At 40.2% G+C, this 20,265-nt stretch carries 17 protein-coding genes and 1 pseudogene; 13 read left to right on the top strand and 5 right to left on the bottom strand.

From position 1 onward, the window contains the following. Positions 1–222 precede the first annotated feature (222 nt). The gene (gene ileS / locus RDY04_RS01325) at positions 223–3,021 is read left to right on the top strand and encodes an isoleucine--tRNA ligase (protein ID WP_303953030.1); all 2,799 of its coding nucleotides are present in this window, start codon (positions 223–225) and stop codon (positions 3,019–3,021) included. 115 nt (positions 3,022–3,136) lie between these two features. Here ileS and RDY04_RS01330 read toward each other — a convergent pair. After that, positions 3,137–3,990: pseudogene (locus RDY04_RS01330) on the bottom strand (ISL3 family transposase); the annotation flags it as partial. Between the two features lie 230 nt (positions 3,991–4,220). Here RDY04_RS01330 and RDY04_RS01335 point away from each other — a divergent pair. Next, positions 4,221–5,483 carry an NRAMP family divalent metal transporter gene (locus RDY04_RS01335; RefSeq protein ID WP_278919101.1) on the top strand — a complete coding sequence of 421 codons (1,263 nt, stop codon included), beginning with the start codon at positions 4,221–4,223 and terminating at the stop codon, positions 5,481–5,483. A gap of 126 nt (positions 5,484–5,609) precedes the next feature. Here RDY04_RS01335 and RDY04_RS01340 read toward each other — a convergent pair whose 3' ends face one another. The 4 genes from RDY04_RS01340 to yghU all read right to left on the bottom strand — a co-directional run bounded on the left by RDY04_RS01340 (position 5,610) and on the right by yghU (position 8,689). Next, on the bottom strand, positions 5,610–5,852 hold the full coding sequence (locus RDY04_RS01340; RefSeq protein WP_003093591.1) for a type B 50S ribosomal protein L31: 243 nt from the start codon (positions 5,850–5,852) through the stop codon (positions 5,610–5,612). 105 nt (positions 5,853–5,957) lie between these two features. Further along, on the bottom strand, positions 5,958–6,890 hold the full coding sequence (locus RDY04_RS01345) for an FAD:protein FMN transferase (protein ID WP_303953046.1): 933 nt from the start codon (positions 6,888–6,890) through the stop codon (positions 5,958–5,960). Next, the gene (locus tag RDY04_RS01350) at positions 6,877–7,821 is read right to left on the bottom strand and encodes a bifunctional oligoribonuclease/PAP phosphatase NrnA (RefSeq protein WP_303953047.1); all 945 of its coding nucleotides are present in this window, start codon (positions 7,819–7,821) and stop codon (positions 6,877–6,879) included. The genes RDY04_RS01345 and RDY04_RS01350 overlap by 14 nt, the downstream gene beginning before the upstream one ends. Before the next feature lie 79 nt (positions 7,822–7,900). After that, positions 7,901–8,689 (bottom strand): glutathione-dependent disulfide-bond oxidoreductase, encoded by a 789-nt coding sequence (gene yghU, locus RDY04_RS01355; protein ID WP_303953048.1) that lies wholly within the window; start codon positions 8,687–8,689, stop codon positions 7,901–7,903. 174 nt (positions 8,690–8,863) lie between these two features. On the opposite strand from yghU, the gene add reads away from it, so the two are divergent. The 11 genes from add (at position 8,864) to RDY04_RS01410 (ending at position 20,128) form a co-directional block, all read left to right on the top strand. Beyond that, positions 8,864–9,874 carry an adenosine deaminase gene (add, locus tag RDY04_RS01360; RefSeq protein WP_303953050.1) on the top strand — a complete coding sequence of 337 codons (1,011 nt, stop codon included), beginning with the start codon at positions 8,864–8,866 and terminating at the stop codon, positions 9,872–9,874. A gap of 183 nt (positions 9,875–10,057) precedes the next feature. Then, positions 10,058–10,654 (top strand): thymidine kinase, encoded by a 597-nt coding sequence (locus RDY04_RS01365; protein ID WP_303953052.1) that lies wholly within the window; start codon positions 10,058–10,060, stop codon positions 10,652–10,654. Positions 10,655–10,691: 37 nt separating this feature from the next. After that, positions 10,692–11,771, top strand: a complete 1,080-nt coding sequence (prfA, locus tag RDY04_RS01370; RefSeq protein ID WP_004182370.1) for a peptide chain release factor 1 — start codon at positions 10,692–10,694, stop codon at positions 11,769–11,771. Then, positions 11,768–12,601, top strand: a complete 834-nt coding sequence (gene prmC, locus RDY04_RS01375; RefSeq protein WP_303953057.1) for a peptide chain release factor N(5)-glutamine methyltransferase — start codon at positions 11,768–11,770, stop codon at positions 12,599–12,601. The genes prfA and prmC overlap by 4 nt, the downstream gene beginning before the upstream one ends. Next, positions 12,588–13,199, top strand: a complete 612-nt coding sequence (locus tag RDY04_RS01380; RefSeq protein WP_303953060.1) for an L-threonylcarbamoyladenylate synthase — start codon at positions 12,588–12,590, stop codon at positions 13,197–13,199. Before prmC ends, RDY04_RS01380 begins: the two co-directional genes overlap by 14 nt. Position 13,200: 1 nt before the next feature. After that, positions 13,201–13,638 (top strand): GNAT family N-acetyltransferase, encoded by a 438-nt coding sequence (locus RDY04_RS01385; protein WP_303953063.1) that lies wholly within the window; start codon positions 13,201–13,203, stop codon positions 13,636–13,638. A gap of 133 nt (positions 13,639–13,771) precedes the next feature. Beyond that, the gene (glyA, locus tag RDY04_RS01390) at positions 13,772–15,022 is read left to right on the top strand and encodes a serine hydroxymethyltransferase (protein ID WP_295495280.1); all 1,251 of its coding nucleotides are present in this window, start codon (positions 13,772–13,774) and stop codon (positions 15,020–15,022) included. 6 nt (positions 15,023–15,028) lie between these two features. Further along, positions 15,029–16,006 carry a nucleoid-associated protein gene (locus tag RDY04_RS01395; RefSeq protein ID WP_303953067.1) on the top strand — a complete coding sequence of 326 codons (978 nt, stop codon included), beginning with the start codon at positions 15,029–15,031 and terminating at the stop codon, positions 16,004–16,006. A gap of 1 nt (position 16,007) precedes the next feature. After that, on the top strand, positions 16,008–16,619 hold the full coding sequence (locus RDY04_RS01400; protein WP_303953069.1) for a lysozyme family protein: 612 nt from the start codon (positions 16,008–16,010) through the stop codon (positions 16,617–16,619). Between the two features lie 31 nt (positions 16,620–16,650). After that, on the top strand, positions 16,651–18,390 hold the full coding sequence (locus tag RDY04_RS01405; RefSeq protein ID WP_303953071.1) for an ABC transporter ATP-binding protein: 1,740 nt from the start codon (positions 16,651–16,653) through the stop codon (positions 18,388–18,390). Further along, positions 18,380–20,128 carry an ABC transporter ATP-binding protein gene (locus tag RDY04_RS01410; RefSeq protein WP_303953072.1) on the top strand — a complete coding sequence of 583 codons (1,749 nt, stop codon included), beginning with the start codon at positions 18,380–18,382 and terminating at the stop codon, positions 20,126–20,128. The genes RDY04_RS01405 and RDY04_RS01410 overlap by 11 nt, the downstream gene beginning before the upstream one ends. The last annotated feature ends 137 nt before the right edge of the window (positions 20,129–20,265 follow it).

A 20,265-nucleotide genomic window follows, 5' to 3' on the forward strand; every position in this document is an offset into this window, starting at 1 on the left:
TAACAGCGAGTGGGAGATGGTGTGAGTCCCACATTCCCTATTTGGATAGTTATCATTTTCAAGCATTCTAACTGAAATAAGTAAGCTAGAAGGGTGGTCCTCCTTACGGACATTTGAGGGAGCAATTTTACGTGCTCTAAACTAAGGTGGTACCACGAGCTTTCGTCCTTTTTTGATGAAGGCTCTTTTTATTTAGTAGAATTAAATTAAAGAGGAGATATAATGAAACTTAAAGAAACTTTAAACCTAGGTAAGACAGCTTTTCCAATGCGTGCTGGACTTCCTAATAAAGAACCAATCTGGCAAAAAGAGTGGGAAGATGCTAAGATGTATCAACGTCGTCAAGAGTTGAACCAAGGTAAACCTCACTTCACTCTTCATGATGGTCCTCCATATGCCAATGGTAATATTCACGTTGGACATGCGATGAATAAAATTTCTAAGGATATCATTGTTCGTTCAAAATCAATGTCTGGTTTCTATGCGCCTTACGTTCCTGGTTGGGATACGCACGGTCTTCCAATTGAACAAGTGTTGGCAAAACAAGGTGTGAAACGTAAAGAACTTGATCGTGCTGAATACCTTAAAATGTGTCGCGATTATGCACTTTCACAAGTTGACAAACAACGTGAAGATTTCAAACGTCTTGGTGTTTCGGCTGATTGGGATAACCCATATGTTACTTTGACACCAGACTATGAGGCTGCACAAATCCGTGTATTTGGAGAGATGGCTAAAAAAGGTTACATCTATCAAGGTGCAAAACCAGTTTATTGGTCATGGTCATCAGAATCAGCACTTGCTGAAGCCGAAATCGAGTACCATGATTTAGTTTCAACTTCACTTTACTATGCCAATAAGGTTAAGGATGGTAAAGGAGTACTAGATACAGATACATACATCGTAGTTTGGACAACAACACCATTTACTGTGACAGCTTCACGTGGTTTGACTGTTGGCGCTGATATTGAATACGTTCTCGTAAAACCTGCTGGAGAAGACCGCAAATTTGTCGTTGCTTCTGAATTACTTAATAGTCTTTCTGAGAAATTCGGTTGGACAGATGTGGAAGTACTTCAGTCATACCGTGGTGAAGAACTGAATCAAATCGTCACTGAACACCCATGGGATACAGAAGTTGATGAGCTTGTTATCCTTGGTGACCACGTTACTACAGATTCTGGTACAGGTATCGTCCATACGGCTCCTGGTTTTGGTGAGGATGACTATAATGTAGGTATCGCTAATGGCCTTGAAGTTGCGGTAACTGTTAATGAGCGTGGTATCATGATGGAAAATGCTGGTCCTGATTTTGAAGGTCAGTTCTACGATAAAGTGGCTCCAATTGTTATGGAAAAACTCGGTGATTTGCTCCTTGCTAAGGAAGAAATCTCACACTCATACCCATTTGACTGGCGTACGAAGAAACCAATCATCTGGCGTGCCGTGCCACAATGGTTTGCCTCTGTTTCTAAATTCCGTCAAGAGATTTTGGATGAGATTGAAAAAGTTAAATTCCATTCTGAGTGGGGTAAAGTTCGTCTTTACAACATGATTCGTGACCGTGGTGACTGGGTAATCTCTCGTCAGCGTGCTTGGGGTGTGCCACTCCCAATCTTCTATGCTGAAGATAAAACACCAATCATGACTGAAGAAACAATTGAACATGTGGCTAAACTTTTCGAAGAGCACGGTTCAGTTATCTGGTGGGAACGTGATGCCAAAGATCTTCTTCCAGAAGGCTTTACACATCCAGGTTCACCAAACGGAGAGTTCACCAAAGAAACTGACATTATGGACGTATGGTTTGACTCAGGTTCATCATGGAATGGTGTAGTAGTTAACCGTCCTGAGTTAACTTATCCAGCTGACCTTTATCTCGAAGGTTCAGACCAATACCGTGGATGGTTTAACTCATCACTTATCACATCTGTTGCCAATAATGGTGTTGCACCATATAAACAACTCTTGTCTCAAGGTTTTGCGCTTGATGGTAAGGGTGAAAAGATGTCTAAATCCCTTGGTAATACTATTGCGCCTAGTGATGTTGAGAAACAATTTGGTGCTGAAATTCTTCGTCTTTGGGTAACAAGTGTTGATACAACTAATGACGTTCGTATCTCAATGGATATCCTTAGCCAAGTATCAGAATCTTATCGTAAGATTCGTAACACACTTCGTTTCTTGATTGCCAATACCTCTGACTTCAATCCAACAACTGATGCAGTAGTCTTTGAAGACTTGCGTTCAGTAGATCAGTACATGACTATTCGATTTAACCAATTGGTTAAGACTATTCGTGATGCCTATGCAAACTTTGAATTCTTAACTATCTACAAAGCCTTGGTTAACTTTATTAACGTTGAGTTGTCTGCTTTCTATCTTGATTTTGCCAAAGATGTGGTTTATATTGAGAGTGCAGAATCACTTGAACGTCGTCAAATGCAAACAGTCTTCTACGATATTCTTGTTAAGATTACAAAACTCTTGACTCCAATTCTTCCTCACACTGCAGAAGAGATTTGGTCATATCTTGAATTTGAAACAGAAGACTATGTTCAATTGTCAGAGTTGCCAGAAGCAGAAGATTTTGCAAATCAAGATGTACTTCTTGAAAAATGGAATACCTTCATGGACTTCCGTGGCCAAGCTCAAAAAGCTTTGGAAGAAGCACGTAACGAAAAAGTTATCGGTAAATCGCTTGAAGCTCATTTGACAATCTATCCTGATGCTGAAGTCAAAGAACTTCTTGAAGGTTTGAACACTAACCTTGCTCAACTTTTGATTGTTTCAGCATTGACTATTGCTGAAGGAGATGCTCCTGAATCTGCTGTAAGCTTTGAAGGTGTAGCATTCACAGTAGAACGTGCTGAAGGTGACGTCTGTGATCGTTGCCGTCGTATCGATCCAACTACCACAGAACGTAGCTACAATGCGACTATCTGTGATCACTGTGCTAGCATTGTTGAAGAAAACTTTGCTGAAGGTGTGGCAGAAGGTTTCGAAGTTAAAGCAAAATAAGTTAAAAAGAGTCGCTCTTTGTCAACTTTAGTGGGTGACGAAAAGCTAACATCTGGGGAGGACCATATCGGTCTTCTCTTTTTGAATGTTCAGAGTGATGAAAACATGCTTCCTAAAGTTGATAGAGGTTAGAATAATTAGCGAGTTCTTCTGAGAAATTCAGTGTCTTCTCAAGGACTTCATGTGGACTTAAGGTTTGGCCGAATGTCTTTGAATAAAAAGAGTTGAGAGATAACTTACGGCTGTCCTTTTGGAAGAGTCGCCAGTGATTTTTAAGGATCGATAGGGTAAGGATAGTGACTTCTTATCAAACTGGTTCATAATAGCAATTCTTGTCTTTTAAAAAGCTCTACCGAGGTGCTGGATGATGTGGAAACGATCAATAATGATTTCGGCGTTTGGAAAGAGTCTATGAGCTAGTAGGATATAAGCTCCAGACATATCCATCGTGATAAACTGTACCTGTTGTCGGACTTTCAATGGATACTTCAAAAAGTGGTTTCGAATAGTGGTTTGACGGCGATTATCAAGGATGGTTATGAGTTTGTTGGTCTCATAGTTTTGCGCCACAAAAGCCAATTCCCCTTTCTTGAACCCAAACTCATCCCAGGACATAACAGCAGGGAGTTTGTCATAATGTTCCTTGAAAGTAAACTGCTCAAGCTTACGATAGACAGTGGACGTTGAGACATGAAGTCATTTGGCAATATCTGTTAGTAATCACTTTTCAGTAAGGAGTTGTGCAACCTTTTGTCGGACTAGATTGGAGATTTGGCAGTTTTTTCAACAATTGATGTCTCAGTCACCGTGACTCGTCTACAATTTTTACACTGGAAACGAAGCTTTTTAAGATGCAGTAGTGTTGGTATTCCAGTTTTGCTTGAACCTCGATGTAGATATCTTTTTTTAAAACAAGAGAAGTAATGATGTTAGGTTCTTTAACTCTGTGGTATTCTTAATAAGTCTCATAAGTTCTTCCTAATGATGGTTTGGTCGCTTTTCATTATAGTTTTTATGGGACTTTTTGTGTACACTCAAAAAGCTCTATCAGCTCTATAGTGGTTTTACCCACTACAGAAATTATAGAGCTGATTTTTTCAGAAAATATGTGAAATGCTATTGAAATTATTCCAACAATTGTGTAAAATAGTAGCTATCAATTCAGATTATTCTGAAAATTTGTTTTAGGAGATTCTCTTATGTCACAAACAAGTGTAACTAGTAAGTCTACCTGGCGTAGTAAAATAAAAGCAATGGGACCTGGAATCCTAATGGCTTCGGCAGCCGTAGGTGGTTCTCACATCGTTTCATCAACCCAAGCGGGTGGTTCTTATGGATGGGCCTTGCTAGGTTTGGTTATTCTAGCTAACCTCTTCAAATACCCATTCTTCCGTTTTGGTGCTGAGTATACCGCAGATACAGGTAAAACCCTCGTTGAAGGTTATGCTGAGAAAGGTAAATTCTATCTTTGGGTATTCTTCATTTTGAATGTCTTCTCAGCCTTGGTTAATACTGCGGGAGTTTCTATTCTTTGTTCGGCCATCATTGCTAGTGCCTTTCCAATGCTTGGTTTGAGTATTACCACATGGTCAATCATTTTGGTTGCAATCATTTGGGGTATGTTACTCTTTGGTGGTTACAAACTTCTTGATGGTATGGCTAAATGGATCATGTCAGCTTTGACTATTGCAACAGTAGCAGCAGTTATCATTGCAGCAATCAAACACCCAGAGTACAGTGCTGACTTCGTTGAAAAAACACCTTGGCAGCTAGCAGCCCTTCCATTTATCGTTTCACTTCTTGGATGGATGCCAGCTCCAATTGAAATTTCAGCTATTAACTCACTTTGGTCAGCTGAGAAAAAGAAAACTGTTGATTTCAACACTGATGATGCCCTCTTTGACTTTAACGTTGGTTACATCGGAACAGCTATTCTTGCGGTATTCTTTGTAGCTCTAGGTGCGCTTATTCAGTACCCAACTGGTAAACCAGTAGAAGCAGCATCAGCTAAGTATATTGCACAGTTTGTTGGTATGTACGCATCAGTACTTGGTGAGTGGTCACGCTATTTGATTACCTTTATCGCTTTCTTGTGTATCTTTGGTACTGTAATTACTGTTATCGATGGTTACTCACGTGTTAACGAAATTTCTCTTCGTCTTTTGTTTAACCAAAAAGAAAAAAATCAAACACCATTGAATGTTTGGATGACCTTGACAGCTATCCTTGGTCTCATCATTATTTTCTTCTTCCAAGGTCAAGTAGCAACCATGCTTCGTTTCGCTATGATTGGTTCATTCCTTACAACACCTTTCTTTGCGCTTTTGAATTACGTACTTGTTACTAAAGAGAAGAAAGACCTTCCAATTTGGTTGAAAGGACTTGCTATTGCAGGTTTGATTTTCTTGTTTGGCTTTGCTCTCTTCTTTATCTGGGCTTTGGCTATCGGTAAAGCAGGCTAATAGGATTAAACGGTTTCCATATGGAAGCTGTTTTTTTATTATTGAAAGAGGAGAGTAGGAAAAATTATACTCAAGAGAATACAAAAAAACCATTCCAATCGGAATGGCTTAACAACAAGATGTTGCTTATTTGAGACCGTATTTTTTGTTGAAACGATCCACGCGTCCGTCTGCTTGAGTGAATTTTTGACGGCCAGTGTAGAATGGGTGTGAATCTGATGAAATTTCTACACGGATAAGTGGGTAAGTTTCACCTTCAAATTCAACTGTTTCGTTTGAGTGTTTAGTTGAACCGCTAAGGAATTGGTAACCAGTAGTTGTGTCCATGAATACTACTTGACGGTAATCTGGATGGATATCTTTTTTCATGTTAAAATATTTCCTTTCTGCCATGGTACTTTCCGCACCATAGTTTTTTTAACTATTTTAGTTTATCAAAAGGTGGTCTTCTTGACAAGTCTTTTTTACTATTTTTTAGGAAATTCGCATTTTGTAAATGCCACCTGTCTGAAAGCAGTGATTGTCTTTATCAACGATGATTGCTTCAAGATCAGCTTGTGAACTAACTTCTTGGAATATGTGTTCGAGACTAGAGCCAAATAAGCGGGTTGTCCAAATTTCACCATCCACTGAGAGGGATGAAATAATGGTAAGGCTGGCTAGGTCACTGGAGACTGGAGAACCAGTCTGGCTATCAAAAATATGATGGTAGGTTTTGCCATCAATCTCAAAAGTTCGTTCATAGATTCCCGAAGTGACAACAGACTTATCTCTTATAGCAAGCACCATAAGATTTGTGTTTCTAGTCTCCTTAGGATTTTGAATACCAATTCGCCATTTGTGGTCTGGATTATGGAGGGCTGGTCCAAAGGTTAGGACATTGCCTCCGAGATTGATTAGGGCGCTGGTTACTTTTTCAGCTTTAAGAAAATCTGCAATACGATCTGCAATATATCCTTTTGCTAGGGCACCAAGATCAATTTTCATCCCTTTTACTTTGAGAAAAACGCTTTGAGTTTCCTCGGATAGAAGAATGGCATTGGGATTGATGATGTCCAGGAGTGAACGAATTTCTTCAGGAAGAGGCAGCTTAGCATCAGAAAAACCAATGCGCCAAGTCTGAATGAGAGGCCCAATAGCAATATTAAGGTGACTTCCAGGTTGGCAGCTATGCCATTTTCCAAGAGAAATAAGTTCAAAAAGCTCTGGGTGAACTGTCACTGGATGTAGGCCGGCTGCCTTGTTAATTTTCATGAGTTCGGAACTGTCGTCATTGGCTGAGAAGCGCTTATTGTAGGTATGTAGAAGTGCTTCAACTTGGTCTAGCAGGGGTTCTGGTTCTTCATGATAGATGGAGACGTCAATCACAGTTCCCATGAGACGTACACGACGATTAGTGAGTTGCATGGGCAACTGTATCCTTGATTTCTTGATAGATTTGTTCGTTTTCTTCTAAGCTGTAGGAATTTGCCCCACTAGCTAGTGGGTGGCCGCCCCCATCATGGCGTTTGGCAATCTCGTTGATGACAATGCTTTTACTACGTAGACGGACACGGTAATGTCCCTCAGGTTGCTCTACAAAAATAGCCCAAGATTCGACGCAATCAATACGGCCTGGAGTACCAACGATGGCAGAACTTTCAGCATCAGTGACATTGAATTCATCCAAAATCTTTCGTGTCAAGACAACTCGAGCTGCACCATTTTCATCGACTTCTAGATTATCGAAAACATAACCTTGTAGTTTAGCAATTTTGAAAGGAAAACTGTCCATACGACGAGCCATTGCTGCAAAATCAAAGTCGTATTCACGAAGTTTAGCCGCGATTTGAAGTGTTTTAGGAGTAGTAGACGGAAAGAGGAAGCGGCCTGTATCGCCAACAATACCATTGTAGAGAACACGAGCAGCAGCATCTGACAAGGAAAGGTCAAGGCTGAGGGCCCAGTCTGTGATAATTTCGCTAGCACTCGAAGCAGTCGTATCAACTAAGAGGAGGTCACCGTAGGCATCATCGTTAGGATGGTGGTCAATTTTGATAAGGAAGTCACCTGTATCAAAACGGTCGTCATCGATACGAGGGGTGTTGGCTGTATCGGTAACAATAACAAGTGCCCCTTTATAGTCTTGGTCAGCTACCTCGTCCATCTCAGCAATCCAAGATAAGGTAGGTTCATTGACACCTGTCGCAAGAATCTTTTTATCTGGAAAGTTTGTTTTTAAAATTTCCTTCAGTCCAACCTGACTACCAATGGCATCAGGGTCAGGTCTTTGGTGGCGATGAATAATAATAGTGTCGTAAGCTTTAATTTTTTCTAAAATAGCTTGAAATACAGTCATGAATGTCTCCTTGCAATTTTGCTTCTATTATATCATGAAACAATAGAAAAACGGTTAGCTTAGGCAAACCGTTATAAAATTAGATATCTTTATATTCGACTTCAAGTCCTCGTTGAACTGCTGGACGGTTGGCAATTTTTTCAGTCCAAGCTTGAAGGTGCTTGTATTCTTTTACATCAAGGAAAATACCAGCCTTATCCCAAATCTTATCTTGGGCCAGACGACCATACCAGGACCAGATAGCGATATCAGCGATGGTGTATTCATCCCCAGCAATATAAGGTTTGGTTGCTAATTCTTTATTCAGCAAGTCAAGTTGGCGTTTGGCTTCCATCGCGAAACGGTTGATGGCGTATTCAATTTTGTCAGGTGCATAGTGGAAGAAGTGACCAAATCCGCCACCTAGAAAAGGTGCCGCACCTGTTTGCCAGAAGAGCCAGTTGAGAACTTCTGTACGTTTAGCATGGTCTGTTGGAATGAGTTTTCCAAATTTTTCAGCCAAGTAAAGGAGGATGTTAGCTGATTCGAAGACACGAACTGGTTGGTCTTCAGAATAATCCATCATGGCTGGAATCTTTGAATTTGGATTAATTGCAACAAAGTCTGAGCCAAATTGGTCACCGTCACCAATCTTAATACGATAAACATCATATCCCGCTTGAGTCACACCAAGTTCTTTCAATTCTTCCAGCATGATAGTTGCCTTGATACCATTTGGTGTCGGAAGAGTATAGAGTTGGAAAGGTTGGTCACCTTTAGGTAAAGTTTGTTCAAAACGTGCACCAGCTGTAGGCTGATTGAGGCCACCCCAGGCACCCCCCATAGAGGTTGGATTTTCCCAAACTTCTGGTAAAATATAGTCAGACATAAAGTTTCTCCTTGTATTCTTGATAGTTACATCCTAACAAAATGCTAATGGCATTTCAAGAATCTACTACGTCCTGTTAGCTCGACACCTTGACTTTTTCTATAAGAATGATAAGATAGTAAAAATTAATTTTTATCTGATAAAAAAACATATTGTTTAGAGAGGAAGAAAAGAATGACTGCTATTGATTTTCATAAGTTAGCTAAAACAGAACTACATTGCCATTTGGATGGTTCTCTATCATTGGAAACTATTCGTCACCTAGCTGACTTGGCACAGATTGAGTTGCCTGAGGACGATGCGGAGCTCAAACACCATGTGACAGCCCCGGCTACCTGTGAGAGTCTCCTAGATTATCTTGAGGCTTTTGATTATATTCGTCCTTTGCTTCAAACGAAGGAAGCTTTGACCATTGCGGCTTATGATGTCGCAAAACAGGCTGCTCTTGAAAATGTTATCTATATTGAAGTGCGTTTTGCTCCAGAATTGTCAATGGATAAGGGATTGACTGTCGCTGAGACCATTGATGCTGTTTGTCAAGGCTTACGTCAAGCTCAAGAAGAATTTGGTATTGTAGCTAAGGCACTGGTTTGTGGTATGCGCCAATCAGATCAAGCTTTAACAGCTCGTATTCTTGATGAAGCTAATCAAATCGGAGATAGTGACTTTGTTGGTTTTGATTTTGCTGGAGATGAGCATCATTATGGACCTAAAGCGATTGAACCTCTGATTGAACAAGTCCAAAGTTACAACCGTCCGATGACTTTTCATGCTGGTGAATGTGGTTGCCCAGCCTTTTTGGCTGAGTCGATTGCCATGGGAATTAAGCGTAATGGCCATGCAACAATTTTGGCTCAAGAGCCTGAGCTTTTGGAGGAGTTTGTCAAAAATAGTGTCACAGGAGAGTTATGTTTAACAAGTAATCTTCAGACTAAGGCTGCCGTTACAGTCGCTGATTTTCCTTATCTAAAAATGAAAGCAGCAGGTGCTAACATTACGATTAATACAGACAATCGTACGGTTTCTGATACAAATTTAACTAAAGAATACGAACTCTATCACAAGTATTTTGATAGCACAGTTCAAGATTTCTATGCACATAATAAGACGGCGATTGAAGCTTCCTTTGCTAGTAATGAAGAGAAAGAAGAACTCCTTGAACGGTTAGCTAAAGCCTATTCATAAGAAGCTGTTAGACTGGTAAAACTTTATAAAGGTGATAAGATTGAGCCATTTGGAACACCAGTCAAACCTATCATAAAAATAAGGGAGTGAGGCGAACTTTTTTCAAAATTGTTTAGTCTCCCTCCCTTTTACGCTTGGAATTATGATAAAATAAATACAATACATATTTTAGAGGAGACTGGTTTGGCACAACTTTATTTTCGCTACGGCACCATGAATTCTGGGAAATCCATTGAGATTCTTAAGGTTGCCTATAATTACGAAGAACAAGGGAAACCAGTAGTATTGTTGACCAGTTGTTTAGATAATCGAGATGGGGTCGGCTATATCTCTAGTCGTATTGGCATGAAACGGAAGGCCTATCCTATTGGTGATGATACGGATATTTTTGGTTACATTGCTAATATGGATCCACGACCTTATTGTGTTTTAGTTGATGAGGCTCAGTTTATAACCCGTACGAATGTCTATGATTTGGCACGAATTGTTGATGAGTTAGATATCCCAGTGATGGCTTTTGGTCTCAAAAATGATTTTCAGAACAATCTCTTTGAAGGTTCTAAATATCTTTTGCTTTTGTCTGATAAGATTGATGAGATTAAGACCATTTGTCATTATTGCTCGAGAAAGGCAACCATGGTTCTTCGTATGGAAGATGGTAAGCCAGTTTATGAGGGAGCACAAGTTCAAATTGGAGGACACGAGAGTTACATCTCCGTTTGCCGAAAGCACTGGTTTAATCCACCTCAAGAAAACATAATCCCCTTGAATAAGGCCTAAAAAAGACTATTAGTTATATAAGGAGAAAAGATAACAAATGAATATTTATGATCAGTTACAAGCGGTTGAAGACCGTTATGAGGAATTGGGTGAATTGCTTAGTGACCCTGAAGTCGTTTCAGACACTAAACGTTTCATGGAGTTGTCGCGTGAAGAAGCAAATACTCGTGAAACGGTGACAGCTTACCGTGAGTACAAGCAGGTTATCCAAAGTATCTCAGATGCTGAAGAGATGATTAAGGAAGCAAGCGGTGATCCTGACTTGGAAGAAATGGCTAAGGAAGAACTCAAAGAATCCAAAGCAGCTAAGGAAGAGTACGAAGAACGCTTGAAAATTCTTCTCTTGCCAAAAGATCCTAATGATGACAAGAATATTATCCTTGAAATCCGTGGGGCTGCAGGTGGTGATGAAGCTGCCTTGTTTGCAGGTGACCTTTTAGCTATGTACCAAAAATACGCAGAAACACAAGGTTGGCGCTTCGAGGTCATGGAAGCGTCTTACAATGGTGTTGGTGGTATCAAAGAAGTGGTTGCCATGGTTTCAGGACAATCAGTTTACTCTAAACTCAAATATGAATCTGGAGCACACCGTGTACAACGTGTGCCTGTGACTGAGAGCCAAGGTCGTGTTCATACTTCTACAGCAACTGTTTTGGTAATGCCAGAAGTTGAAGAAGTGGAGTACGAAATCGATCCTAAGGACCTTCGTGTCGATATCTATCACGCATCTGGTGCCGGTGGTCAGAATGTCAATAAAGTTGCGACTGCGGTTCGTATGGTTCACATTCCTACTGGAATTAAAGTAGAGATGCAAGAAGAACGTACACAACAGAAAAACCGTGATAAAGCTATGAAGATTATCCGTGCGCGTGTTGCGGACCACTTTGCACAAATTGCTCAGGATGAACAAGATGCTGAACGTAAGTCTACTGTTGGTACAGGGGACCGTTCAGAGCGTATCCGTACTTACAACTTCCCACAAAACCGTGTAACGGATCACCGTATTGGTTTGACCCTTCAAAAATTAGATACGATTTTGGCTGGGAAAATGGATGAAGTGATCGATGCTCTAGTTCTTTACGATCAAACACAAAAATTGGAAGAACTTAACAAATGATTTTAGCGGATGTCCTGGCTGACTATGAGAAGCAACTTGAGGCTGTTGGAGAAGAGCCAGAGGCCCTTTCCTTTGTTTATCGTGGTTTGAAGCAGTGGGACTTGACTCATTTTGTACTTCAATTGCGTCAGGAAGCTTCAGAGGAAGATGCGGAGCTATTAGCTCATGTATTTAGCCAACTAAAGAATCACAAGCCTGCCCAGTATATCTTGGGTTATGAAGACTTTCATGGCTTGCGTTTTCAGGTTGATGAGCGTGTCTTGATTCCACGTCCTGAAACTGAGGAACTAGTGGACTTGATTTTATCGGAAAACCCAAGCACAGTTCTTAAGGTTCTTGATATAGGAACTGGGAGTGGTGCTATTTCGGTATCCCTGAAAAAGAGTCGCCCTATGTGGCAAGTAACGGCTAGTGACTTATCAGCTGATGCTTTGGTACTTGCTAAGGAGAATGCTAAGCTAAATCAGGTAGCCATCAGCTTTGTTCAATCAGATGTTTTCGAAAATATTTCTGGTAGTTTTGATATCATTGTATCAAATCCTCCCTATATTTCTGAAAATGATAAGAACGAAGTTGGTTTAAATGTCTTGACTAGCGAGCCCAAGATGGCCTTGTTTGCTGATGAAGAGGGACTTGCCATTTATAGACAGATTATTGAGGACGCAGCTAAGTATTTAACTCCAAAAGGAAAACTCTACTTTGAAATTGGCTATAAGCAGGGTCAGGATTTGAAGAAACTCTTGTCTCTCTATTTTCCAGATAAGCGAGTGCGTGTCCTTAAGGACCAATTTGGACAAGATAGAATGGTCGTGATGGATGATGAAAAGTAAGAAACAGTTAAGAGAAAGTTTGAATAATGGTGATGCCGTTGTTCTCCCTACAGAGACTGTCTATGGTCTGTTTGCCAAGGCTTTGGATGAGAGTGCTGTAAACCATGTCTATGAGCTCAAAAATCGGCCTAGAGAAAAAGCCATGAATTTGAATGTAGCCTCGTATGAAGATATCCTTTCCTATTCAAAGGAGCAACCCAAGTATTTGAAACAATTGTACGATGCTTTTTTGCCTGGACCTTTGACTATAATTTTAAAGGCTAATGACCAAGTACCCAAGTGGATTAATTCAGGATTGGCAACGGTTGGATTTCGGTTACCAAATCATCCCGTAACTAGAGAGTTGATTCAAGCTGAGGGGCCTTTGATTGGTCCATCAGCCAATAAGTCTGGGAAGGAAAGTGGTCGTCATTTCGACGATATTAGGGCCCAATTTGATTTTCAGGTGACTGGCTATCAAGATGATGATGCCTTGTTAGGTGTAGATTCGACAATTTTGGATTTGTCTGGCAACAAGGTGAAAATTTTACGGCAAGGTTCTATCACTCAAGAAGACATTCTTGCCAAGCTACCTAAAATCCCTTTCGAGGAGGTATAACATGCTACGTGATTTGATAGCGACAGATGTTGAAGCAATTTGTGAGATTAACAAAGAGGCTTTAGGTTATGCTTTTAGTTCAGAGGAAACGGCTAGTCAACTAGCTAGATTATCCAAAGACCCACATCATTTTCTACTAGGTTATGAGGATGATGCTAGTCATGAACTCCTTGGCTACGTTCATGCAGAGGTTTATGAATGTCTCTATTCCAATGCAGGATTTAATATCTTGGCCTTAGCAGTTTTACCTCAAAGACAAGGGATGGGGATCGGTAAAATTTTACTTGAAGGGTTGGATCAAGAAACAAAAAGACGCGGTTATGAGTTTATTCGCTTAAATTCTGCAGACCATCGTCTGGGTGCGCATGCATTTTATGAAAAAGTAGGTTATACTTGTGATAAGATGCAGAAACGGTTTATTAAATTGAAAAAAGGATAAGACCTATTGGCAGCTCTACCAGAGTTGACCATAGAATAAAATGACTAACAGAGACTTAAGAAAGAGTGAGATAACTTTCGACTGTTTGTGGGTGAGTTGTTTGAAAGCCCATTAGACCTCAAAGGAGACCTCTATGATTTTTGATAAAGAAGATTACAAAGCATTTGACCCTGAACTTTGGAATGCCATTGATGCTGAGTCTGAACGTCAACAAAACAATATTGAGTTGATTGCCTCTGAAAACGTGGTTTCTAAAGCCGTTATGGCTGCTCAAGGAACGCTCTTGACTAACAAATACGCAGAAGGCTATCCAGGTAAACGTTACTATGGTGGTACAGACGTTATTGATGTGGTTGAGACTCTTGCCATTGAACGTGCTAAGAAACTTTTTGGGGCAAAATTTGCTAACGTGCAACCTCACTCAGGTAGCCAAGCCAATGCTGCTGTTTACATGTCTTTAATTCAACCTGGTGATACAGTTATGGGGATGGATTTGTCAGCGGGTGGTCACTTGACACACGGTGCACCAGTTAGTTTCTCTGGTAAGACCTATAACTTTGTGCCTTACAATGTTGATAAGGAAAGTGAACTTCTTGATTATGATGCTATCCTTGCTCAAGCAAAAGAAGTGAAACCAAAACTTATCGTGGCAGGGGCTTCAGCATACTCACGTATCATTGATTTTGCTAAATTCCGTGAAATCGCTGATGCTGTAGGTGCTTACCTCATGGTAGATATGGCTCACATTGCAGGTCTTGTAGCCTCTGGTCATCATCCAAGTCCGGTTCCTTACGCACATGTGACAACTACAACAACCCACAAGACACTTCGTGGACCTCGTGGTGGTTTGATTTTGACTGATGATGAAGATATCGCTAAGAAATTGAATTCTGCGGTCTTCCCTGGTTTGCAAGGTGGCCCACTGGAACACGTTATTGCTGCCAAGGCTGTCGCTCTTAAAGAAGCACTTGACCCTGCCTTTAAGGAGTACGGTGAAAATGTTATCAAGAATGCTGCTGCCATGGCGGACGTTTTCAATCAACATCCAGATTTCCGTGTTATCTCAGGTGGCACTAACAATCACCTCTTCTTGGTTGATGTGACTAAAGTTGTTGAAAATGGTAAGGTTGCACAAAACGTTCTTGAAGAAGTTAATATTACTTTGAACAAGAATGGTATTCCTTACGAGCAATTGTCTCCATTCAAGACATCTGGTATCCGTGTTGGTAGTCCAGCCATTACAAGTCGTGGTATGGGTGAAGCTGAGAGCCGTAAAATTGCTGAATTAATGGTTGAAGCTTTGGAAAATCACGATAAACCTGAAGTTTTGGAACGCATTCGTGGAGACGTTAAAGTTCTTACAGATGATTTCCCACTCTATTAATAAATTATGTTAGATCTATATATTAAACGCATTATCATTCATCAGTTTTCGCCAAATGATACGGAGCTGGTTTTAGCAGAAGAGCCTCTTGAAATAACGCCACGCTTAGATGAGTATTTTAGAAAGAAACTCTCTAAAGTTTTCTCTGATGAGGCTAAACGTGGCTATTTCGATGCAGAGAATGTTTTCATCAGTCATTTAGGAGATGATTTGATGGAAAGCTCAGTCAAGATTGCCCAACTTTGGAAGGAAGAATTTGTCATTTCTGAAGATCAAAAGACCAATGATTTGGTCTTTATTCAGTTTGACAAAGAAGGGCAAGAATATTTTGCTTTCTTGCGCATTGCTCTCAAGGATAGTTTGATTCATTCTTTGGGAGATAGCCAACATCCTATTCAATTGTCACAAAATAATTTGCCTTCTGCTGCCCAGACGCCTGATGAAGCTTTGGTAATCAATCGTAGTAGTAAGCAGTATTATTTGATTGAAAAGCGAATCAAGCATAATGGAAGCTTTGCCAATTATTTCTCTGAAAATCTATTGCAGGTCCAGCCTGAGCAATCTGTCAAAAAATCGATTAAGATGGTTGAAGATACTGCTCAGAAGATTGCTGAGAATTTTAATCAGGATGACTTTAACTTCCAAGGAAAAATGAAATCTGCTATTTTCAATAATTTGGAAGAAGACCAAGAGTTATCACCTGAAAAATTGGCAGACCAGCTCTTTGATAATAATTTGACCGCTCGTTTGACTTTCGTTGATGAGCTCAAAGAGGCCATTCCTGAACCTATTTCGGTATCAGATATTGACCATTCACGTCAAATTAAGAAATTGGAGAATCAAAAATTATCGTTATCGAACGGAATTGAGTTAATCGTGCCTAATAATGTTTATCAGGATGCTGATAGTGTTGAGTTTATTCAAAATCCTGATGGCACCTACTCTATTCTCATCAAAAATATCGAGGATATCATCAATAAATAATATGTTTAAATGGATAAGACGTCTGGTGGTTTTTGTCGTAGTCCTCATCATAGGTATCCAATGCTATCGAATCCATGCCAATATTCAACATGTCCTAACCTATGAATCTATGGTTAAGGAGGTATTGGCTGAGGACGACATTGAAAATACAACCAATGTCGATTTGGTTCTGGCTATGATCTACACAGAAACCAAGGGGAAGACAGATGACGTGATGCAGTCCAGTGAAAGTTCTACAGGGGTGACCAACTCCATAACAGATCGAAAAGAAAGTATTCGTCAAGGGGTGACGGTTCTGTCGGAAAATCTGGAAGAAGCTGTCCACCATAAGGTGGATCCTTGGACTGCAGTACAAGCCTATAATTTTGGTAAGGCCTATATTGATTATGTTGCTGATAACGGTGGTGTTAACACCGTTGAACTAGCAAATGCCTATTCTAAAGATGTCGTTGCTCCAAGTCTAGGAAACACTAGTGGGAAAACCTATACTTATTATCAACCTGTTGCCATGTATTATGGTGGGGGTAAGCTTTATACAAATGGCGGAAATATTTATTACGCCAAAGAAGTGCAGTTTAATCTCTTTCTGATGCGTATGTTCTCACGCCTCTAAGAAGTAAGGACTTTAAACTTAGGAAAGACAAATGAAAGCATTATTAGTTTATTTTAGAGGATACATCAAAGACAGTATCCTGGGACCTGTTTTTAAATTAATCGAAGCCAGTTTCGAACTCTTTGTCCCTCTAGTGATTGCTGGGATTGTCGACACAACTATTCCAAATAAAGACCAAAATCATCTCTTTTTGATGATTTTTCTCTTGTTCGGACTTGCCGTTATTGGGGTTGTTGTTGCTATTTCAGCACAGTATTTTTCATCCAGAGCAGCAGTTGGCTATGCCCGTGCTTTAACCAATGATTTGTATGCGAAAATCATGCGTTTATCAAAGGAAAAGAGGGATGAGATTGGAACGTCAAGTTTGGTGACACGTTTGACTGGTGATACCTTTCAAATTCAAACGGGTATCAATCAATTTTTGAGGCTCTTTTTGAGGGCACCAATTATTGTGACGGGAGCCATTATTATGGCATTCCGAATCAGTCCACGCTTGACCCTCTGGTTTCTGGGTATGGTCTTGATATTGACCCTTATTATTGTACTAGCTAGTCGCATCGTCAATCCTTTATATGCTAAGATTCGAGTGATTAATGAGTCAATTGTTACCAATACGCGTCAACAACTTGAAGGTATGAGGGTTATTAGGGCATTTGATCAGAGTGAGCGTGAATTAGATAACTTTAATGCTGTCAATAAAGACTTGAAGAAGTGGCAGCTCAAAACAGGAGTGATAGCAAGTCTTATTAGTCCTTTGACTTTCTTGGTTGTTAATATGACCTTGATTGCTATCCTTTGGCAAGGAAATTTGCAAATTCAAGGGGGACTCCTGACTCAAGGTATGCTGATTGCTCTGGTCAATTATCTCTTGCAAATTTTGACGGAGCTTCTTAAATTGGCCATGATGTTGACCAATCTGAATCAAAGCTTTATTTCAGCGAAACGTGTACAAGCTATTTTTGAACTCCAAGATGAGGATATTGAAGCACCTTTAGAAGTCCGAACTTCTAGTCAGGCTTCTACAGTGCTAGCTATTGATCAGATGACCTTTACTTATCCTACAGCTAGTTCGCCATCACTCCAAGAGATTCATGTAAGTCTTACTCAAGGTCAGTCACTAGGTATTATTGGTGGTACAGGTTCGGGTAAATCGACATTGGTGAACTTAATCATGAACTTATATCAGCCTCAGATTGGTTCATTAGCTATTTTCAAAGATCAACAATCTCCAAAAAACCTTAAAGAGTGGCGTTCTTGGGTTGCCTACGTCCCGCAAAAAGCTGAGCTATTTAGGGGAACCATTCGTTCAAACTTGTCATTGGGACTTGATTACGAACCAAGTGAGCGAGAATTGTGGCATGCTCTTGACATGGCTCAGGCTACTGATTTTGTAAGAGAAAAGGACCTTGGTTTAGATGAGCCAGTTGAGTCATTTGGCCGTAATTTTTCGGGTGGTCAGCGTCAGCGTCTGACTATTGCGCGTGCTTTGATGCGACCAGCCCCTTTCTTAATTTTGGATGATTCGACCTCAGCTTTAGATTACTTGACTGAAAGCCGTCTATTAGCGGCTATCAGAGATAATCTTAAATCAACTAGTTTGATTATTATTTCGCAAAGAACAAATAGCCTAAAAGCTGTTGATCAAATTTTGGTGCTTGATAAGGGCCATCAAGTTGGCTTAGGTAATCATGAAGAATTACTTGCCACAAATAAACTCTATCAAGACATTCATTATTCTCAACACCAAAAGGAGGTCGCTGATGAAGGCTAGAAATAATAAATCAACGCTTAAACGTTTAAGTAGAGATATCTTAAGTCAGCGTCACCTCTTTGCCTTAGCAACTGTTGGGACCATTATTCAAGTTGCCTTAACGGTTTACTTACCTATCTTAATTGGTGATGCCGTTGACGCTGTTCTTAAGATGAACGCCGTTCTATTGATGTCACGTTTAATTTGGCAGATGCTTGTAGTTATCTTAGCTAATAGTGCAATCCAATGGCTTAACCCTTTGATTTATAACCGTTTGATTTACTCTTACAGCGAAAGTTTACGTGAACGAGTCATGATGAAAATTCATGCTATGCCTCTTAGTTACCTTGATCGTCAAGGAACTGGAGATATGGTTAGCCGTGTGACTACAGACAGTGACCAATTGAACAACGGACTTCTCATGGTCTTTAACCAATTTTTCGTTGGGCTTTTGACAATCTTCGTCATAATCATCACCATGGCTCGTTTGGACTGGTTCATGATGCTCTTAGTTCTAGTGATGACGCCTCTATCAATGCTTGTGGCACGTTTTATCGCCAAGAAGAGCTATCAACTTTATCGCAATCAAACCAAATGGCGAGGCATGCAGACTCAGTTGATTGAGGAAAGTTTGACCCAAGAAGCTTTAGTACAGAGTTTAAATGCTCAAGACCAGATGGTTAGGAGTTTTAAAGATGTCAATGGTAAGTATGCTGATTATTCACAGGGAGCCATCTTTTATTCGTCAGCAGTTAACCCAGCTACACGCTTTGTCAATAGTCTGATTTATGCTCTCATTGCAGGTGTTGGTGCCTATCGAATCATGTCGGGCGGCGCATTTACAGTTGGACAATTGACTACCTTCCTAAATTATGTCACTCAATATACGAAACCTTTTAATGATATTTCGTCTGTTTTATCTGAACTTCAGAGTGCTTTGGCCTGTGCTGATCGCCTTTATATGATATTGGATGAAGAGGAAATAACAGAAACAGGTAAAGTGGTTTTGGAAGAAGCGGATGTGCAGGGACGTTTTCAATTTGACCATGTCCAATTTGGTTATTTACCTAATAAACCTCTTATCAAGGATTTGAGCATTGATATCCCTGCCGCAAGTACTGTTGCCATTGTTGGTCCTACAGGAGCGGGAAAATCTACCTTGATTAACCTGCTCATGCGTTTCTATGATTTGGACAAGGGAAACATTCTACTGGACGGTAGACCTATTACAGATTATACCCGTGAGAGTCTTCGTAAACAGATTGGGATGGTCTTGCAGGAAACTTGGCTTGAGGTCGGCACTATTCATGATAATATTGCCTATGGAAATCCAGAAGCTAGTCGTGAAGAAGTCATAGCAGCGGCCAAGGCTGCCAACGCAGATTTCTTTATTCAGCAGTTGCCTCAAGGTTATGACACCTACTTGAATGATTCGGGTCAATCCCTTTCTCAGGGGCAACGTCAACTTTTGACCATTGCTCGCGTATTTGTCAATGTGCCTAAAATCTTAATCTTGGATGAAGCCACTTCTAGTATTGATACCCGTACAGAGCTTCTCATTCAAGAGGCCTTCGCTAAATTAATGAAAGGTCGAACAAGTTTTATCATTGCCCACCGATTATCTACCATCGAGAATGCAGACCTTATTTTGGTCATGAATAATGGGGATATTGTTGAACATGGAACCCATAAACAATTGATGCAAGCTAAGGGAATGTACTACCGAATGCAGACAGCCCAAAAGACACAAAATAGTTAAATCCAACAGAGCTTTTAGGCTCTGTTTTTTTATCATTTTAGCTAACCATTTATCACTAAAACCTATCGATGAAAAAGAAATGAAATTTAGTTATTTTTTCTTTTTTATTGGAAAAAATGGCGATAAGATGGTAAACT

Origin of the sequence: uncultured Streptococcus sp. (assembly GCF_902463925.1) — a bacterium.
GTDB lineage: Bacteria > Bacillota > Bacilli > Lactobacillales > Streptococcaceae > Streptococcus.

What these genes read in the sequence shown, in the direction of transcription:
- ileS (WP_303953030.1), top strand. Translation starts at nt 223, where the DNA reads ATGAAACTTAAAGAAACTTTAAACCTAGGTAAGACAGCTTTTCCAATG.
- RDY04_RS01335 (WP_278919101.1), top strand. Translation starts at nt 4,221, where the DNA reads ATGTCACAAACAAGTGTAACTAGTAAGTCTACCTGGCGTAGTAAAATA.
- RDY04_RS01340 (WP_003093591.1), bottom strand. Translation starts at nt 5,852, where the DNA reads ATGAAAAAAGATATCCATCCAGATTACCGTCAAGTAGTATTCATGGAC.
- RDY04_RS01345 (WP_303953046.1), bottom strand. Translation starts at nt 6,890, where the DNA reads ATGCAACTCACTAATCGTCGTGTACGTCTCATGGGAACTGTGATTGAC.
- RDY04_RS01350 (WP_303953047.1), bottom strand. Translation starts at nt 7,821, where the DNA reads ATGACTGTATTTCAAGCTATTTTAGAAAAAATTAAAGCTTACGACACT.
- yghU (WP_303953048.1), bottom strand. Translation starts at nt 8,689, where the DNA reads ATGTCTGACTATATTTTACCAGAAGTTTGGGAAAATCCAACCTCTATG.
- add (WP_303953050.1), top strand. Translation starts at nt 8,864, where the DNA reads ATGACTGCTATTGATTTTCATAAGTTAGCTAAAACAGAACTACATTGC.
- prfA (WP_004182370.1), top strand. Translation starts at nt 10,692, where the DNA reads ATGAATATTTATGATCAGTTACAAGCGGTTGAAGACCGTTATGAGGAA.
- prmC (WP_303953057.1), top strand. Translation starts at nt 11,768, where the DNA reads ATGATTTTAGCGGATGTCCTGGCTGACTATGAGAAGCAACTTGAGGCT.
- RDY04_RS01380 (WP_303953060.1), top strand. Translation starts at nt 12,588, where the DNA reads ATGATGAAAAGTAAGAAACAGTTAAGAGAAAGTTTGAATAATGGTGAT.
- RDY04_RS01385 (WP_303953063.1), top strand. Translation starts at nt 13,201, where the DNA reads ATGCTACGTGATTTGATAGCGACAGATGTTGAAGCAATTTGTGAGATT.
- glyA (WP_295495280.1), top strand. Translation starts at nt 13,772, where the DNA reads ATGATTTTTGATAAAGAAGATTACAAAGCATTTGACCCTGAACTTTGG.
- RDY04_RS01395 (WP_303953067.1), top strand. Translation starts at nt 15,029, where the DNA reads ATGTTAGATCTATATATTAAACGCATTATCATTCATCAGTTTTCGCCA.
- RDY04_RS01400 (WP_303953069.1), top strand. Translation starts at nt 16,008, where the DNA reads ATGTTTAAATGGATAAGACGTCTGGTGGTTTTTGTCGTAGTCCTCATC.
- RDY04_RS01405 (WP_303953071.1), top strand. Translation starts at nt 16,651, where the DNA reads ATGAAAGCATTATTAGTTTATTTTAGAGGATACATCAAAGACAGTATC.
- RDY04_RS01410 (WP_303953072.1), top strand. Translation starts at nt 18,380, where the DNA reads ATGAAGGCTAGAAATAATAAATCAACGCTTAAACGTTTAAGTAGAGAT.